We start from the raw sequence: 17,697 nt of genomic DNA, 5'->3' as shown, positions 1-17,697 counted from the left end.
ACAGGTAATTTGTCTTCTTTTATATGCGCATTATTTAAAAAATAACACGCACTAGAAACATTTCAACTAGAATAATATTCTATTACATTTTTACAGCAATTGTTTTAAAATTCTTCTACTGACCAAACATATCACTACTAAAAACCCAGCCAAAACACCTCCAATAACAATCCCCTTTGCTTTTCCAAATTTTTCTTTTTTCAAAGGCAGAATAGGCTGATCTATAATCTGAATTAATGGAGTCTCTTTTCGTAGAGCTACTTTAGCCATTTCGTTTTGCTTTACTAATTCCGTTAAAATAGCTGTATTTGCCTGCACATCAACTTGCCTCCTTGCAGAAGGTGTACGACGTACGTTAAGTGCCGGATTTAGCATAAAAGTGTTATCATTTGCCACTGCTACACCAGTTATAGCTCCATTAAGTTCCCCTCGAACCGAATCCGTTTGTCTTTGTAGGATTGCCATATTTTCTCGTGCCTTTTTGCTTTTTGTATCGATATAAAAATCAGATACGTTTTTGACCAAAGCCTCCGTGAAATATTTAGCGAACAGTTCATTTGTAGAATTTACATCTATCGTAGTAATTGCGATTTTTTTATCCTTTTGCCCTACAGACAATCCTGTTTTAGATAGATCATTATAAATCACACCTAAGATACTGTCATGTATTCTTGTAAAAGACTTGCGTTTGGTCTCTGGTAAAAATTGTATTGATTTTAGTTGGGGTCTAGATGCCCAGCTTTCTCGCCATTTATTTTCTTGGATGTACATTTCGGCCAATGAGATGCGCTTGTCTTTATAGACTACAGGAGTTAATAAAGTCTGTTCTACCATAGAACGGGATTTAAACAACTCAGTTAAATTAGACCCTGTAAAAACACTACCACCGCCACCGCCTAAATCAAATCCAAAAGAACTTGCCAAACTACCAAGGCCACCACCTCCACCTTTTTCGTCTTCCAAGGCAAAAGATAATGAAGCTGTGTAAATTGGTTTTTTAGTAAAGGAGTAGGTTAAGCCCAAAGCTGCACCAATAATTCCAGCTAATAGGATTATTTTCCATTGTGATAAAAGGTAGTTGAACCATTCTTTTCCTTTTTCTATTAATTCCTTTAACGATATTTCGTCGTTTGGGGTTTGTTCAGTCATATATTATCGAAGCTACATAATTTCATTAGAATTTTAAATCAAATCTGGTAAAATCAAAAAATTTTGACTTACTTAACATCATAAAAATACTCATAACTGAATATCCATTACCTATTTTTATTCACTATTTATATCTCACCTATTCACTTATCTAAAAGCAGTCACAATCAACAAAGCCAAGCTAGTGATCACACTACCAATACTGACCCATTCCCCAGTGCTCATTTTGGTAGTTTCTGGTTTTTCAGGAACAACGATTTGAGAATCGGGTTCCACTTTGGGATAATTTCTGAAAAATAAAAAGGAACTCGTAACATCAGCTTTGCCATTCGGATAAATGATATAAGCTTTCTTTTTCCAACCTTTCGCATTTTCACCACCAACAGCATCCAGATAATATCGAAAACCCTTGCCTTTACGATAAGGAATTTCCGAAGTCAATAAAACATTACCAGTAACTTTAACTCCTTCATTCATCTCTGCAATAATTATTTCATCGCCCGGAAACAACGTAACATTCGAATAATGAGATTGATCTTTAGCAATTTTATCCCAATTGACAGGAATAGTAGCAAATTTCAATTCTTCTTTTAATTTTTTAGACAATTTAGTAGTGGTCGAATCTTTTGAATCTAACCTTAAATCGATACTTTCCAATTGATCGATTTGATCTTGCTTAATCGGTCTATGAATTTTCATTCCTTCAGCATTTGCAACAGCGTTCAAACCACCCGCTCTTTGAATCACACTGTAAACGGTTTCTTTTTTTGTTGCTAAAGCATATTTTCCTGGATATAAAACAGCACCAGAAACAACAACTAATTCTGGCCGTTCGTACGTAACGATTCGTCGAATGTTAATAACATCGAACGGTTCTAAAACAAAGTTTTTTAATTGTTCATTATTTTGAGCTGAAATTTCCAAATTAATGAGTTCGATGCGTTTCGTACTACCATCAACCACTTCTGACTTTACTAGACGTGCAACCTCTACTCTTTTGGATGCAGTTCCAGTAAATCCGCCCACTTGCGCAACTAAATCATTGAGGGTTAAATTTTCGAAATAGGGATACGTACCTGGATTTTTAACTTCTCCGTCAATAGTGACTTCATATTCCTCTCTAAAATCTAAAACCGAATATACCGTCACAATATCTTCTCTTTGCAAAGCAATATCGGAAACCAAATCTCCCGACAAAGCTTTCTCCAAATTGGCATTGATGATTTCAGTAGTCAAATCCGATTTCAATCGAATAATACGAACTCGCTTACTGTAAGCATCTTCTTTCAATCCCTCTGCTTGCTTAATTAAATCAGAAATACGCATGCCCTCATAAAAGGAATAAATGTTAGGTCTAAAAACAGCACCTTCTATAGTAATTCGATTTTCAAAACGATTTAAAATCTTAGAAACGCGAAACACATCACCAGACTGTGGCTGATAAACACCAAATTCAGTAGCTTTAATATCTTGTACTTTAAACTCTTTACCGGTCTTCTGCAATACATTGACAGAAGCAGTATAAGCCAAGTCCGTAAAACCAGACGCAAATAGTAACAAATCCGAAAAAGTTTCGCCTTTTTTCATTTCAAAAATACCTGCTCGCTTCACTTCCCCTTCTACAGTAACACGCGCACTGTAACTCGGGATTCGAATGACATCATTATCTTTTAGACTAACATTATCAGACTGATCTCCTTTCGTCAAAAAACGATAAATATCGATGTTTTTATACACTTTGTTATTTCGAATCAATTCAATATTTCGATAGCTTCCATTTTTGCTTGGCCCACCACCTAAAAACAACGCATTATACACGGTAGCCAAGGACGAAACCGAATAATTACCCGGCTGTCTGCTACCAATTAAAGTAACGCGTATCGTTCGTATACCGCTTAAAGTGACACTAACTTGTGATTGACCCGAACCAACCGTACTGTAAACACGGGCGATTGAATTTTTTATTTTTTGAGTCGCGGCTTCAATAGTCATTCCGGATACAGCCAATTCTCCTACGTACTGAATACTAACTTTTCCTTCTAGACTTACAGTAGTACTTTCACTAAATTGTTGAACGCCATACACACTAATTTGCAACTCGTCCCCTGGCCCCAAAACATAATTTACTGGAGTAGCCAGTTTTAAATCGGGCTCAAAATTCAAAGTAGGCGTATCAAACAATTCCGATCCAAATACTAACGCATTCGTAGAATCTTTAACTTTATTGTTATTTATTTTTTCTTGTTCACGCCCAAAATCGTTCTTCTTGTTTGCTGTTTGAAGAGTTGGCACCGCGGCATTCTTCGTCTCCAACTGCTTCACTCGTTGTTTCAACTTAGCAAATTCACTCGGAGGCATTCCTTTTCCAATCACGAGACCTTCAGCTTGCTCAATACTCATCTTATTAGCGTCTAACTGACTTTTAACCTTTAGTACATCAGCGTCAGACATATAATCAACTTGAACCGTACTCAAATCTTTTCCTTTTAAAATGTCCTGCGCAAAAGCCGCAGATGACACTAAAAAAGAAACGGAAAAAACAAAAAACCAAACTATTTTTTTCATAAAACTAAACCTTAAAACGTAAAAGCAAAAGAATTGCTAGCGTACTATTTACCAACAGTAACTGTAGTATTAAACGGAATATTGATCTTTATAATACGACTGATAAGCGCCAGATGTAATATTATCCAACCATTCGGTATTATCTAAATACCAACTAATGGTACGCTCCAGTCCTTCTTCAAATGTGACAGACGGCTTCCAACCCAATTCTGTATTAATTTTAGAAGCATCGATTGCATAGCGCAAATCATGCCCCGGACGGTCTTTTACATACGTAATCAATTTTGCACAGGTCCCTTCCGTTCTCCCTAACTTCTGATCCATAAGCTGACACAGCAACTTTACTAAGTCGATGTTCTTCCATTCGTTGAAACCACCAATATTATAGGTCTCGTGATTCTTACCTTCGTGAAAAACCAAATCAATAGCCACAGCATGATCTTCAACAAAAAGCCAATCACGGGTATAATTTCCATCGCCATATACTGGAAGAGGCCTATTATGAATAATATTATTAATAAAAAGAGGAATTAATTTCTCTGGAAAATGATAAGAGCCATAATTATTAGAGCAATTTGTAAGTACATAAGGCAAGCCGTAGGTTTCACCGTAGGCACGAACAAAATGGTCTGAACTAGCCTTGGAAGCTGAGTAAGGAGAATTTGGATCGTAAGCCGTTGTTTCTGTAAACAAACCTTCTGCTCCTAAGGAACCATAAACCTCATCCGTACTAATGTGATAAAAGAGCTTATCCGTAAAATCATTTTTCCATTGATTCTTAGCCGCATTAAGTAAATTCATGGTACCAATAACATTAGTACGCACAAATGCTAGTGGATCACTAATCGAACGATCGACATGAGATTCAGCAGCCAAATGTAAAACTCCATCAAAATTATGAATAGCAAATAGAGAATTGATAAAATCGGCATCGACGATATCACCCTTTACAAAAGTATAATTAGGGGCAGCTTCAATATCCTTTATATTTTCTAAATTACCCGCGTACGTTAACGCATCTAAATTATAAATTTGATAGTTTGGATATTTAGTAACAAATCGTCTCACCACATGAGATCCAATAAAACCCGCTCCACCAGTAATTAATATCTTTTTCATTTAGTCTAATAATTTTGATTCCTCTTTTTCCAATTGATTGTAAATATCTTTAACATCCTGAGAATGCTCTTTTTGTAGTATTAAATTAGCTGTCGGAGTGTGCACAAAGATAACATTTTTGAGTCCTAAAAAATGAGTGGGCAGTTCGCAGCCAATAGTCATATTGCCATTAGCATCGACGATCTCTCCGGTACTTAATAGGTAATCATAAACCGACTCAAACGAACCCAAATCCGACCATTCAAAAGCAGCCGGAACTACCTTGATTTTTTTACTGCGCTCCATAACCGCATAATCTACGCTAATAGAGGGAATCACCGAGGACAACTCCAGATCTAATTTTCCTTGGATATTAGAATCCCAAGTTGCTCGTGCTTTTTCAAATACTTCAGGTTGATATTTATGAAGTTCTTCTAAAAAAACACCCGCTTTAAAGCAAAACATTCCACTATTCCATAAAAAATTACCTGTAGCGATAAACTGCTTAGCAGTAACTGCATTCGGCTTTTCACGAAAAGAAAGTACCGTGTCATTTTTAAATTCGATGTAGCCATAGCCAGTCTCCGGCTTGGTCGGTTGCACACCGAAAGTAACGAGATAGCCTTCCTCTGCCTTACCAATGGCTTCTTTCAATGCGACTTCGTACGCTTCTTCATTTTCAATAATATGATCACTAGGAGTTACTAATAACACATCTTCTGGATCAACTGCAAAGGCGGCAAAAGCGATTGCTGCTGCTGTATTTCTAGGAGTTGATTCAACAATATCGACATAGGAGATGTCTTTCTTCAGCAAGATTTTCTGACTCAAATGACAGTTATCTACATTTCCTACTACCAACAACCGATCTGCAAAATTTCGATTGCGAATAATTGTTTTTTCGAATAAAGACTCGCCATTAAACAATTCTAAATACTGCTTAGGCTGACTTTTGCGAGACAGTGGCCACAAACGACTACCAATCCCGCCTGTTAATAAAACATGTACAATTGAACTCATCTTTTACTTTATAAGTTTATAATCGACCATCGACATTTTGACCTAAAACCCCTTTCACGTCATACAAAATACTTTTTGAGCTACGGAACAAACTTAAGTCCATCTGCAAGAATTCGTTATGAGCTACTCCTAAAACAATAGCTTCAAATTTTGAAGAAGGTTTTTCAGTACAAATTGAAATTCCGTATTCTTTCTCCACTTGAGCAGGATTTGCAACAGGATCAAAAACGGTGACTGCGATACCATATTCTTCGAAAGCGCGAACAACATCTACAATTTTAGTGTTGCGAACATCCGGACAATTTTCCTTAAATGTTATTCCCATTAGCAACAACTTAGAATGAGTAACGTTAATGCCTTTTTTAATCATCAATTTCACTACGCTAGAAGCCACATACTGTCCCATGCTATCATTTAAACGTCTTCCTGCCAATATTATTTCAGGATGGTACCCAAATTCTTGTGCGCGTTGCGCAAGATAATAAGGATCAACACCAATACAATGACCACCAACTAAACCGGGCTTAAAAGGTAAAAAGTTCCATTTTGTACCAGCTGCTTCCAATACAGCTTGCGTATCAATATCCATTAAATTGAATATTTTTGCTAACTCATTTACAAAAGCAATATTGATGTCACGTTGTGAGTTTTCTATAACTTTGGCAGCCTCAGCTACTTTAATCGTTGGAGCCAAATGGGTCCCCGCTGTAATTACAGAACGGTACAAGGCATCCACTTCTTCCCCTATTTCAGGTGTCGAACCCGATGTTACTTTTAATATCTTATCAACAGTATGCTCTTTGTCTCCCGGATTGATACGTTCAGGTGAATAACCCGCAAAAAAATCAACGTTAAATTGGAGTGTAGAAACCCGCTCCAAAACCGGAACACATTCGTCTTCAGTAACGCCAGGATATACGGTCGATTCATAAACGACAATATCTCCTTTTTTCAAAACAGCCCCAACAGTTTCACTGGCTTTATACAGCGGAGTTAGATCGGGTCTGTTGTTTTTATCTACAGGAGTTGGAACAGTAACAATGTAAACTGAACAATCTTGAATTTCATTGACAGCTGAACTACAAAACAAGCCATTCGCTAATGAATTCTCAATTTTTAAAACCGATTGTAATGCACTATTTTCCACTTCCAAAGTAGCATCGAAACCGGATTCCAATTCTTTAATTCGTTCTTGATTGATATCAAAACCAACAACAGCGTATTGAGTAGCAAATAGACGAGCCAGGGGCAAACCTACATAACCTAAACCAATTACAGCTATTTTCTTTTTTTTAAGCATTTTAGTATAAAATCAAATGATTTTTTGCACAGCTTCGCTACCCTCAGTCACATAAATAACGAGAGTTTCGAAAACTAAATTTCCGCAAATATAACATATTAAGTCCGTAAATTCAACAGGAAAACGAACAGGAATGACCCGTTACTTATAAATAAATGTACTTAAATTCTCAACTTTCTAACGATCAGCGATCAGAACAACACCACTATACTAAAATATCACTAGATTTAGTGAGTAAAATTCAATTAAAATTCGAGCGATAGTATAAGATATTACTTGTATTTAATGCGCAATACACAACCCAATGATTCCAAAATCAAAACACACTCCGTATTCGAAACTTCTTGAACAACGCCAACTTGATTTTTAAAAACGCCTGCTTCAACGGTTATTCGATCTCCTTTTTTATAAGATTCTACCAGTATTTCCGAAATAACAGTCGATTCCAAACTTTTTTTAATAATAGCTATTTCTTCATCTTTAACAATAGCGGGCTTGCCCAACCAAAATAAATAGCGCACAACACCCGAAGCTCCAAAAACAGCATTCCGTTGCGCTTCTTCCAGTTGCACAAAGACATACGAATTAAATAACGGAACAACTACTTTTTTCTTTCTGTCAGCCCATTGCCTGACTTGTGTAAGTAACGGACAATAGCAGGTTACACCTAATTGATTGAGTTGTTCTGCCACCTTCTTTTCCCACTTCGGCTTTGTATAAACTACATACCAATTCATTTACTATATATTTTTAAGGCATTTACTTAATTCTAAAAAGGCCTCGACTGCGCTCGACCAGACAAACCAAACTATCACATTGAAAGCAATCGAGGCACACCACATATACCAAAGTGTCACATCGAGCGCAGTCGAGATGCACCATAAACGACAGTGTCACAGAGAAAACAGTCGAGAGGTTGCATTACAAAACTCCAATTCCACAGTATACGAAACCAATTTTTTCTAGAATTTGTTTATCTAAAATATTACGACCATCAAAAATAAAAGCTGGTTTTTGCATACTCTCATATATTTTTGTCCAATCATATTCTTTAAACTCGTCCCATTCTGTCAGTACAGCAACCGCATGCGCATTTTTACATGCACTGTAAGCTGAATCTAAAGAACTAATCGCATCCTTATTTTCATCTGAACTACGTGATTGTAAGTAATTCAAGTCACTTAGCACTTTACTTTCAGAGACTTTCGGATCAAAAACCGCAATTTTTGCCTGCTCATTGATTAGAGCATCGGCTACGTAAATTGCCGCCGATTCTCTCGTATCATTCGTATCTTTCTTAAATGCCCACCCTAAAAAAGCAATTTTTTTATCAGCAACCGTGTTATACAGTGTTTGAACAATTTTATTTGAAAAGCGTCTTTTTTGATGATCATTCATAATGATAACCTGCTCCCAATAATCAGCGACTTCATGCAAGCCATAGGATTTGGCTATATACACTAGATTTAAAATATCTTTTTGAAAGCAGGAGCCTCCAAAGCCAACAGAAGCTTTCAAAAACTTGTTTCCAATTCGACTATCCATTCCAATCGCTCTCGCAACTTCGTTGACATCAGCACCTGTTTTTTCACACAGTTCTGACATAGCATTTATAGATGAAATGCGTTGCGCTAAAAAAGCATTAGCGGTTAGCTTTGACAATTCCGAAGACCATACATTCGTGGTTAAAATCTTGTCACGATCTACCCAATTCGCATAAACAGCCACCAAAGCTGCAATGGCCTCTTGACCTTCTGGCGTCCTATCGCCTCCAATTAAAATACGATCTGGATGCAGCAAATCTTCCACTGCAGTTCCTTCCGCTAAAAATTCTGGATTGGACAAGATTTGAAATTGTACGCCATTTCCAGTATGATCTAAAATACTTTTTATAGCTTCTGCAGTTCGCACAGGCAAAGTAGATTTTTCTACAACAATTTTATCACTTTTAGCTACCTTAGCAATCTGTCGGGCACACAATTCAATGTATTTTAAATCAGCTGCCATATTTTTTCCTTTTCCGTACGTTTTTGTAGGCGTATTTACCGAAATAAAAATAATATCTGCTTCATCAATTGCCTTCTCAACATCAGTAGAAAAGAATAAGTTGCGCCCTCTAGCTTCTGCTACAATCGAAGACAATCCCGGTTCGTAAATTGGAATATTTTCCACATTTTCATCATTCCATGCTAAAATACGCTCCGCATTCAAATCAACAACAGTAACTTCAATGTGCGGGCATTTTTGAGCAATGACTGTCATGGTTGGCCCTCCTACGTAACCTGCTCCAATACAGCATATTTTTTTAATATTCATCTATATCAATTTAAATGCAATTCTTTTCTACTTTTATCAGTAGGATCGTTATTTTAAATTTTCCCAGTACCACTGAATGGCTTCTTGCAAGCCTTGTTCTAATGAAAATTTTGGATCATATCCTAAATTATTTTTCGCTTTGTCGATGCTTGCTAAGCTGTGAGGTATATCTCCTGCTCGGTTCGACTGATACAAAATTTCAACAGCAGCAATTTTCGAATCGTATGCTGATAAAATTTGTTTTAAGGTGCGAACCAAATCATTAAGCGTATTGCGTTCTCCGTAAGCCGTATTGTAAACAGTATTTATAACTTCTGAATCAGTCACCTTAATTGCCAACGCATTCATCTGAATCACATTGTCAATGTAAGTAAAATCACGAGAGTAATTTCCATCACCATTAATTAAAGGACTTTCCAAATTCATTAATTGTTTGACAAATTTAGGAATAACCGCGGCATAAGCACCCTCAGGATCTTGTCTTCTACCAAATACATTAAAATAACGCAATCCAATGGTTTCCAATCCGTAAGTTTTACTGAAGATATCAGCGTATAATTCATTGACGTACTTTGTAATTGCATACGGAGAAAGTGGCTTTCCTATCACGTCTTCTACTTTAGGCAATTCTTTTGAATCTCCATAAGTCGAAGAACTTGCAGCGTATATAAATCGCTTCACTTTCGCATCTCTTGATGCAACTAGCATATTCAAAAAACCGGAAACATTAACATCATTAGTTGTAATTGGATCATTAATCGAGCGCGGAACTGAACCCAACGCAGCTTCATGCAAAACATAATCGACTCCCTTTACTGCTGTATTACAGTCTTCAAGATTTCGAATATCACCTTCAATTAATGTAAAATTTTTATTGTCTAAAAAAGCAACGATATTGTGTCGATGGCCAGTAGAAAAATTATCGAGACAAATTACTTTGTTACCCAAATTTAAAAAATATTCACATAGATTAGAACCTATAAATCCGGCGCCACCAGTTATTAATACGGTAAAACTTGTTTGATCTTGCATTTCTCTACTTTTTAAATATTTTTTTTAAACGGTCGGTAATGGTACTTTTGACTTCTTGATTATCGTTATATGAATAACCATAAGTACCGTAACCGTATCCATATGCCGAACCATATGCTGAACCATATTTTGCTTTGTTCTCAAACCCATTTAGTAGTATACTAACATTTTCAAGTTCACCGCGTCGTATTCTAGTATTTAATAACATAATCATATCCTTTTTAGTATAATTCTGTCTCACCACATAAATAGTTGTATCTGCAAATTGCACTAATTCTAAAGAATCTGAAACTAAACCAACAGGTGGCGTATCTAAAATAATATAATCGTACTTTTTTTTCAACTCTTCCATTAACTCATTCATTCCTTCACTAATAATGAGTTCTGAAGGATTTGGAGGAACAGGGCCAGATAAGATAACATCTAAATGCGGAATAACGGTTTTGTTAGTTATTTCTTGAAGTGACTTTTGCTTAATTAAATAATTAACAATACCATCTTTATTTTCTATTCCAAACTCTTCCGCAAGTCTTGGTTTTCTTAAGTCTAGACCTAATATAACCGTTTTCTTTTCGCTCAACGCGAAAACAGTTGCTATATTAATAGAACAAAATGTTTTACCTTCTCCACTCACAGACGACGTTATCATTAACGTCTTCGCACCATCCAACTGCTTCTTTTTATATAAAAATTGCAGCGACGAACGTATCGCACGAAATGATTCAGACATCGCCGATTTCGGCTTTTCAAAAACAGCTAATGTTGTTTTTTCTTCATTTAAGCCAATGACACCAATTAATGGGATTTGAGTTAATTTATTTATGTCTTCGGTGTTCTGAATAGAATTATTAATAAAAAATATAATAAACACAAAAAGTAAAGGAATCAAAATTCCTAAGAAAATAGCCAACACATAATTTACAGATGTTTTTGGACCAATCAGACCTCCGCCAATATCTTTTGCAGGATCTATAAAGTGAATATCAGAAAGATTCGCCGCTTTAACGATATCAGCCTCACTCCTTTTTTGCAAAAAAGTATTATAGATATTATCGCTTAAATCGTATTTCCTTTTAATTTTTAGCAGTTCTTGTTGTTCATCTGGCAGTCTTTTTATAGTACTCTCCGCTTGACCAATTTTACCATTGATTAACGCCAAGTCATATTGTAACGAGCCTTTTGCAGAATTAATATTTTCTAAAAGTACATTTTTGACCGCCGCCATTTGATTGTCAAAATCTTTAAATATCTTATCACTCTTTACGGCGTAAGCCATTTCTGAACGCTGCGTTGAAAGCGCAATTAATTTAGAAACATTGGCAGCAATATTAGGGTCTTCAATTCCAGCCACTGACGGAGCCGGCAACTTAGAATAATCAACACTGTTTTTTAAATACGATTTAAGGGAGTTGTAATAGGCAACCTTTCGAGTAATCTGATCTCGTTCTACATCAAAATCCAACATCTTATCAGAGAATTTAGCGCCTCCTTCTTCGATGTCGAAAATATTTTTATCCTTTCGGAATGCTTTTAATTCGTTGCCTGTAGTTTTTAGCTGCTTTTCCATAGCCACTAAGGTGCTATCAATAAAGCTAATCGTATTGGTTGCGAATTGGTTTTTAGAATCCAACTGATTTTTAATCAACATTTTTACAGTGGCATTCAAATATTCCACCATTCGCGCTTTATTCGTTCCCTGAAGGCTCAATGTCAAAATAGAACCAGCCTTTGCATCAACATTTACATTAATGTTTCGATAACGAGAAACCGTGCCGTCAAAATCATTTAAACGCACATAATATTCATTGCCTGTATAAAAACCAGGCTTATCATTGATTTGTAATTTCCAATCTAAAAATGGCAGGGAAACGCGTTCACCTACTTTGTATCTCTTAACAAAATCACCGACTGCAACTGCGGTATTACTATACGAATTATCAGTATAATGAACTAGCGAAACAGAATTGCCTTCAAACGGAATTCGAATTTCATATTCAGACGCATTTATAAATTTAATTCCGATCACTTGATTGACGAGTTGTCCTTTGCTTTTATCTATCGAAATAGAAAACGGAACTGATCCATAAGCATCAACCATCTTATATTTTCCTTGAGAAAGATAGTCAATGTAAAACTGCAATTTATCTACAACTAGCTCATTATGAGATCTCGATTGTAAAATAGTAGAAGTACTACTCACTTGATCTGAAGTTCCGCCCCAATTAAAAACTAAACTTGTATTAGAAGTAAAAAATGGATTACTTTCTTCTTTAATCGAAATCATGGTTTGCATGGCATAAATCTTCTCCTTACGAATATTGATTTGATACGCAATAATAAGTCCAAGGGCAATACAAATTACAAACCACTTCCAGTATCCTAAAATTTTAAGAAGTAGGCCTTTAAAATCAAAACTAGGCTGATTGTCAAAAATTGAAAAATCTTTTATATCTAACATTCGTTTTGATTTATATTTTTAAGAGAACATACGTTGTCGTAGCCAGAGATAAAATAGTAATTATTGTACCTATTGACTCTATACCGGTTCTACCAGTTCCCCAAGTTTTTTGTTTTAATGGTTTAACGTAAATGTAATCGTTCGGTTGTAAATGATAATACGGCGAATGAATCACATTAATATCCGTTAAATCAATAGTACGCATTTCTATACCGGTTGGTAACTGCCTAATAATTGTTACTGCTTTTCGATTCCCTGTTATTGTAATATCTCCAGCATTAGCAATAGCTTCCAGAACATTTACATTATCCTTATATAAAACTTTAGTTCCGGTACTACCTACTTCGCCATTAATCGTATAGCGAAATCCTGCTAATTTTACCGTAACAAATATATTGGCTTCTGCTTTAAAATAAGTATCTAAAAGAGTATTCTCAATTTTTAAGCGAACCTCTTCTAATGTAAATCCGAGAACATTTATTTCACCTAAAACTGGAATACGAATATTTCCATGATCGTCAACTGTAAATCCATCAAAATACAAAGCGGTTTCTGAACGACCTTGTGCGGATCCACTTTCACTATTTGTAGTATTAAAAATAGACACCAGCTTTGGATCAATCGCTTTTATGTTGATACTGATAACATCATTAGTTTGCAAGCGGTACGGTTTAGATTCTACCGCGGAAACTGCTCTTTCAATTCCGTTTTTATCTTTATCTTGCAGATACACAAGATCATTTAACGGGATGCATGACGTTACAAAGACGCTCAATAAAAGCAAGAGACAAAGACTGTTTTTAGTCATTTTTTAAGTTTTGAAACGCAAATATAGGATTTCGTTTTTTATTTGAATACTATCGAATTTTAAAAGACTAAATTAATTACTTTTAAAACTTTTCTCAAAAGGCACACGATGCAAAATACTGCGACCCAAGGTAACTTCGTCTGCATACTCTAGTTCATCACCAACTGCAATACCTCTGGCAATAGTCGAAATAATAATGGAAATCTCGGCGATTTGCTTGTAGATGTAAAAATTAGTCGTATCTCCTTCCATAGTCGAACTCAAGGCAAAAATTATTTCGACCACTTTTCCTGACTTTACTTTATCAACCAAGGAACCAATGTGTAATTGACTGGGGCCAACTCCTTCAATAGGAGATATTTTACCGCCAAGCACATGATATATGCCTTTGTATTGACCAGTGTTTTCAATAGCCATAACGTCACGAATGTCTTCGACTACACAAATAGTTTGGTGATTTCGGGAAGTATTAGCACATATTTCACACAAATCGGTATCTGAAATATTATGACAGGATTCACAAAAACGAATATCGTTTCGCATCGTATTTAACGCTTCGGCTAAAAAGGCAGTTTGTTCTTTAGGCTGTTTCAACAAATGCAAAACCAAACGCAATGCCGTACGCTTGCCAATGCCTGGCAATTGTGACATTTCATTTACGGCTTTTTCAATTAATTTTGATGAGAATTCCATACTAAAGAAATACTGTTTTTTATTAGAAAACTTGCAATTTTAAACAAGTACCTGATTGCAATACTACACTATTTTAGCCCAGATAGCAGCGACATCCTTTTGCGTTGAGCCAATATTTTATTGGACCAACACAAAAGATATAGCGTATAGCTGGATTAGCTACAAATTAAAAACTTAATACTGACTGGTACTCAATAAAACCAACGTACAAGCAACTTCAGCTTTAATATTATTAAGCTCTAATAATTGATAAAACTCTGGATTTTCGGTACCTGGATTAAAGATTACTCGTTTGGGCTGGGCTTCTATAATATAATTATAGTAATCACGCTGACGCATTGGATTAAGATAGAGTGTTATCGTATCGATACTTTTTACTGGAATTGCTTTGGTATGAATTTTTATTCCCGCTACTTCACCAGCTCTTTGGCCAATTGCTAACACTGGATGTCCTTTTTCCACAAGCATCGTAATTGCTTTATAAGCGTATCTATCTGTTTTTGTGCTCGCTCCAAGCACTAAAGTTCTTTTACTTTTCATGTTTTTAATATATAACACAAAAGTAAACAAAAATAAGTTGGTCATTCGTAGGTAGAAAACTTATATTTAAACTAAAAAATAAACACAATAGTAACATTAGGCATTCAAAAATTACATTATTAATAGTATTTTTGAGCAAACAAACAAAACTTCATGGATTTATTCATTTATTTAATTGCTGCGCTGTTCTCTGTAATTAACCCAATCGGTACCGTTCCTATTTTTGTCGGACTTACCCAAGACGACTCCAAGGCAGAGCGCTCTAGAATTTCATTGTGGACAGCGATTAATGTTTTTATTATTTTGATTGTTTCTTTTTTCATCGGACAATATGTGCTCACTTTTTTTGGAATTAGTATCGATGCACTTCGTATTGCTGGTGGATTGGTGATTGCAAATTCTGGTTTTTCATTGTTATCTGGTCAAATGAATAAAAGAAGAGGCATCAATAAAAAAGTAGAAAATGATGCCCAAAAAAGAAACGATATTGCATTAACTCCTTTAGCCATACCCATGTTAGCAGGTCCAGGGTCAATTTCTTTACTAATAGCATTTTACCAAGAGCACCATTCAACTTCTGATATAATTGTTGCAGTTTTAGCAATTTTAACCACTGCATTTTTAATATTTTTAATTTTAAGAAGTGCACATTACTTAGCTCGGTTTTTAGGAGCGTCTGGAATTGTAGCAATCTCGAGAATCATCGGCTTTATTGTTATCGCAATTGGAGTTCAATATATCGTAAGCTCGATTATTAATATAATTAAAGGGAATTTGATGTAAAGAGAAAGGGATGAAAACAAACTGCGCTTCATCCCTTTTTTTAGTAAATATTAAAAATTTTATTTTTTAGGAAGAAAAATTTCTGCCATCATGCAACGGGCACTTCCACCTCCACAAGCTTCAATTGTATCTAAACTTGAGCTTAAAATCTCAGCATGATTCTCTAATTGACTAATTTGTTTCGGAGTCAAACTTTGATGCGCCGACGTACTCATTACTACATATTTTTTATCAGCTGCACCGCGAACTTCAAGCATGTTTCCTGCAAAACTATTCACTTGCTCCTCTGTGATTAAAATAATTTCTTTTTTATCTACTTTAAGACTATCCAACACCATTTTTCGCTCCTTTTTATCATCAATACAATCGGCGCAAATAACGGCAAAAGTTTCTCCTAAACACATCATTACGTTCGTGTGGTAAATTAACTCCCGTTGCTTACCAACTGTTTGAAAAGCTTCAAAAATGATTGGTGCTTTATCAAAATCTTCGCAAAACTCGATAAACAATTCCTCATCGGCTCTTGGCGACAATGCACAATATGCTTTGCCATTAGCTCTGTCTAAAAGGAGACTTCCTGTACCTTCTAAGAAAAATGAATCTTCTTCTGCAGAAGTGTAATCCATAATATTAGTAATCACAAAACCTTTTTCTTCTAGAATGTCTAAAATATCTTCACGACGTTCAAATCTGCGATTCTCTGCAAACATCGGGTACAAGGCAACATCTCCATTTTCGTGAAAAGAAATCCAATTGTTTGGAAAAATACTGTCTGGAGTATCTGTCTCTAACGTGTCGTCAACAACCGTAACATCAACTCCAACCGCTTTTAACTTCTCAACAAAAGCATCAAATTCTTGTTGCGCTTTAGCGTTTACTGTAGTAGGTAAAAGTCCATCTAGGACTTTTTGGTAGTAATTATTTACCGCTGTTTGCTCGTTCATACGAAAAGCAACAGGACGAATCATCAAAATAGAATTAGTAGTTTGTTTCATATTTAATATAATTTAATCTCTAATTAAAGGCAAAGTAGAACAACGTAAAAGCCCTTCTTGTTTGGCAATCTCTGCGTATGGAACTTCTTCCACAATAAATCCATTATCTCGTAGCCAATTGTTTAATCTGGTAAAATTTCTTTCTGAAACGACCACATTGTCATCAATAGAAAAAACATTAGAAAACATATGATACATTTCCTCTCTTTCAATATGAAATAAATTTTCTTTTCCGAAAAGACCAACTAAAAACTCGTAATCTGCTTCTTCTCTGAAACCATTTTTATAAATTATTCCTTTATTTTTTCCGACAGGTTGAAAACAACAATCTAAATGCAAGGCATTGTCACGTGCCTCTATTTTTGACTTCACCAAGTCAAACTCCTTTACAATTTTATTAGGGAAAGTTTCTTTTAGATAAGCGACTCCTTGTAGATTGGTTCTCGCTGTAATATAATCTTTGTAGTCTCCACCTTTATAAGTACCAACAAAAATATAGTCGTTCCAAAGCATCACATCTCCACCTTCAATATGAACTTCTTCTGGCGGACGAACAACTTTTAAAGGATTCATTTCATCTAATACGTATTGAATTGCCTCCAATTCTAGTTCCCGATCGGGCAAAATATTTGATTTTACAAAAGTGTCTCCAATCACAAAACCGATATCACGAGTAAAAATTTGATTGCAATTTTCAATTAAATTCGGACGATATACCTTGACATCATACTTTTGAAAAACAGCATCAATCGCATTAATCTCTTTAAGCATGTCTTTCTCCACAGGATATGTTCCTGCTTTTATATGTTCCAGTGATTTAGGATCATAAGCTTCATCAATTGCAGGTGTCGGACCATTACTTTCGGCAGTTCCTAAAACCACAGCCCTTAATCTTGATGTTTCGTTATGTATATTAATTTGTAACATTTTTTTTGCTTTT

Annotated in this window: 15 protein-coding genes; 1 reads left to right on the top strand and 14 read right to left on the bottom strand. The window is 35.5% G+C overall.

What is annotated here, in order from left to right; genetic code table 11:
* Nucleotides 1-90: 90 nt before the first annotated feature.
* The 12 genes from ACRASX_RS07390 to ACRASX_RS07335 all read right to left on the bottom strand — a co-directional run bounded on the left by ACRASX_RS07390 (nt 91) and on the right by ACRASX_RS07335 (nt 14,979).
* Nucleotides 91-1,149 (bottom strand): Wzz/FepE/Etk N-terminal domain-containing protein, encoded by a 1,059-nt coding sequence (locus ACRASX_RS07390; protein WP_432222923.1) that lies wholly within the window; start codon nt 1,147-1,149, stop codon nt 91-93.
* A gap of 147 nt (nt 1,150-1,296) precedes the next feature.
* Complete coding sequence (locus ACRASX_RS07385; protein ID WP_432222922.1) at nt 1,297-3,714, bottom strand: SLBB domain-containing protein; 2,418 nt, start codon at nt 3,712-3,714, stop codon at nt 1,297-1,299.
* Nucleotides 3,715-3,783: 69 nt separating this feature from the next.
* Nucleotides 3,784-4,833 carry a dTDP-glucose 4,6-dehydratase gene (gene rfbB / locus ACRASX_RS07380; RefSeq protein WP_432222921.1) on the bottom strand — a complete coding sequence of 350 codons (1,050 nt, stop codon included), beginning with the start codon at nt 4,831-4,833 and terminating at the stop codon, nt 3,784-3,786.
* Nucleotides 4,834-5,832: a mannose-1-phosphate guanylyltransferase gene (locus tag ACRASX_RS07375; protein ID WP_432222920.1), complete on the bottom strand. Its 999-nt coding sequence runs from the start codon at nt 5,830-5,832 to the stop codon at nt 4,834-4,836.
* 16 nt (nt 5,833-5,848) lie between these two features.
* Nucleotides 5,849-7,132, bottom strand: a complete 1,284-nt coding sequence (locus tag ACRASX_RS07370) for a nucleotide sugar dehydrogenase (RefSeq protein ID WP_432222919.1) — start codon at nt 7,130-7,132, stop codon at nt 5,849-5,851.
* A 272-nt stretch (nt 7,133-7,404) separates the two neighbouring features.
* Nucleotides 7,405-7,869 (bottom strand): UpxY family transcription antiterminator, encoded by a 465-nt coding sequence (locus ACRASX_RS07365; protein ID WP_066313300.1) that lies wholly within the window; start codon nt 7,867-7,869, stop codon nt 7,405-7,407.
* 184 nt (nt 7,870-8,053) lie between these two features.
* Entirely contained in the window at nt 8,054-9,448 is a 1,395-nt protein-coding gene (locus tag ACRASX_RS07360; protein ID WP_432222918.1) for a UDP-glucose 6-dehydrogenase, read from the bottom strand.
* A 48-nt stretch (nt 9,449-9,496) separates the two neighbouring features.
* Nucleotides 9,497-10,480, bottom strand: a complete 984-nt coding sequence (locus ACRASX_RS07355; RefSeq protein WP_432222917.1) for an SDR family oxidoreductase — start codon at nt 10,478-10,480, stop codon at nt 9,497-9,499.
* Between the two features lie 4 nt (nt 10,481-10,484).
* Entirely contained in the window at nt 10,485-12,938 is a 2,454-nt protein-coding gene (locus ACRASX_RS07350; RefSeq protein WP_432222916.1) for a GumC family protein, read from the bottom strand.
* 10 nt (nt 12,939-12,948) lie between these two features.
* Complete coding sequence (locus ACRASX_RS07345) at nt 12,949-13,746, bottom strand: polysaccharide biosynthesis/export family protein (protein ID WP_432222915.1); 798 nt, start codon at nt 13,744-13,746, stop codon at nt 12,949-12,951.
* Nucleotides 13,747-13,818: 72 nt separating this feature from the next.
* Nucleotides 13,819-14,439, bottom strand: a complete 621-nt coding sequence (gene recR, locus ACRASX_RS07340) for a recombination mediator RecR (RefSeq protein WP_432222914.1) — start codon at nt 14,437-14,439, stop codon at nt 13,819-13,821.
* A gap of 174 nt (nt 14,440-14,613) precedes the next feature.
* A complete protein-coding gene (locus ACRASX_RS07335) occupies nt 14,614-14,979 on the bottom strand; it encodes a CoA-binding protein (protein WP_432222913.1) in 366 nt (121 codons plus the stop codon).
* A gap of 153 nt (nt 14,980-15,132) precedes the next feature.
* Here ACRASX_RS07335 and ACRASX_RS07330 point away from each other — a divergent pair, with 153 nt between their 5' ends.
* Nucleotides 15,133-15,762, top strand: a complete 630-nt coding sequence (locus ACRASX_RS07330; protein ID WP_066313286.1) for a MarC family NAAT transporter — start codon at nt 15,133-15,135, stop codon at nt 15,760-15,762.
* Between the two features lie 59 nt (nt 15,763-15,821).
* On the opposite strand, the gene ctlX is transcribed toward ACRASX_RS07330, so the two are convergent.
* Together ctlX and ACRASX_RS07320 are read right to left on the bottom strand one after the other, a co-directional pair.
* Complete coding sequence (gene ctlX / locus ACRASX_RS07325; RefSeq protein ID WP_432222912.1) at nt 15,822-16,757, bottom strand: citrulline utilization hydrolase CtlX; 936 nt, start codon at nt 16,755-16,757, stop codon at nt 15,822-15,824.
* Between the two features lie 12 nt (nt 16,758-16,769).
* Nucleotides 16,770-17,684 (bottom strand): dimethylarginine dimethylaminohydrolase family protein, encoded by a 915-nt coding sequence (locus ACRASX_RS07320; RefSeq protein WP_066313277.1) that lies wholly within the window; start codon nt 17,682-17,684, stop codon nt 16,770-16,772.
* Nucleotides 17,685-17,697 lie beyond the last annotated feature (13 nt).

Source organism: Flavobacterium sp. TMP13, assembly GCF_050847115.1.
Taxonomy (GTDB): Bacteria; Bacteroidota; Bacteroidia; order Flavobacteriales; family Flavobacteriaceae; genus Flavobacterium.
The sequence above is the reverse complement of the archived record's forward strand: the minus strand, read 5'-3'. Positions and strand labels throughout refer to the sequence as shown.

Bases quoted from the DNA above. Each gene is read 5' to 3' on its own strand.
- ACRASX_RS07360 (WP_432222918.1), bottom strand. From the start codon at position 9,448: ATGAATATTAAAAAAATATGCTGTATTGGAGCAGGTTACGTAGGAGGG.
- ACRASX_RS07390 (WP_432222923.1), bottom strand. From the start codon at position 1,149: ATGACTGAACAAACCCCAAACGACGAAATATCGTTAAAGGAATTAATA.
- ACRASX_RS07330 (WP_066313286.1), top strand. From the start codon at position 15,133: ATGGATTTATTCATTTATTTAATTGCTGCGCTGTTCTCTGTAATTAAC.
- ACRASX_RS07385 (WP_432222922.1), bottom strand. From the start codon at position 3,714: ATGAAAAAAATAGTTTGGTTTTTTGTTTTTTCCGTTTCTTTTTTAGTG.
- recR (WP_432222914.1), bottom strand. From the start codon at position 14,439: ATGGAATTCTCATCAAAATTAATTGAAAAAGCCGTAAATGAAATGTCA.
- ACRASX_RS07345 (WP_432222915.1), bottom strand. From the start codon at position 13,746: ATGACTAAAAACAGTCTTTGTCTCTTGCTTTTATTGAGCGTCTTTGTA.
- ctlX (WP_432222912.1), bottom strand. From the start codon at position 16,757: ATGAAACAAACTACTAATTCTATTTTGATGATTCGTCCTGTTGCTTTT.
- ACRASX_RS07320 (WP_066313277.1), bottom strand. From the start codon at position 17,684: ATGTTACAAATTAATATACATAACGAAACATCAAGATTAAGGGCTGTG.
- ACRASX_RS07355 (WP_432222917.1), bottom strand. From the start codon at position 10,480: ATGCAAGATCAAACAAGTTTTACCGTATTAATAACTGGTGGCGCCGGA.
- rfbB (WP_432222921.1), bottom strand. From the start codon at position 4,833: ATGAAAAAGATATTAATTACTGGTGGAGCGGGTTTTATTGGATCTCAT.
- ACRASX_RS07335 (WP_432222913.1), bottom strand. From the start codon at position 14,979: ATGAAAAGTAAAAGAACTTTAGTGCTTGGAGCGAGCACAAAAACAGAT.
- ACRASX_RS07350 (WP_432222916.1), bottom strand. From the start codon at position 12,938: ATGTTAGATATAAAAGATTTTTCAATTTTTGACAATCAGCCTAGTTTT.
- ACRASX_RS07370 (WP_432222919.1), bottom strand. From the start codon at position 7,132: ATGCTTAAAAAAAAGAAAATAGCTGTAATTGGTTTAGGTTATGTAGGT.
- ACRASX_RS07365 (WP_066313300.1), bottom strand. From the start codon at position 7,869: ATGAATTGGTATGTAGTTTATACAAAGCCGAAGTGGGAAAAGAAGGTG.
- ACRASX_RS07375 (WP_432222920.1), bottom strand. From the start codon at position 5,832: ATGAGTTCAATTGTACATGTTTTATTAACAGGCGGGATTGGTAGTCGT.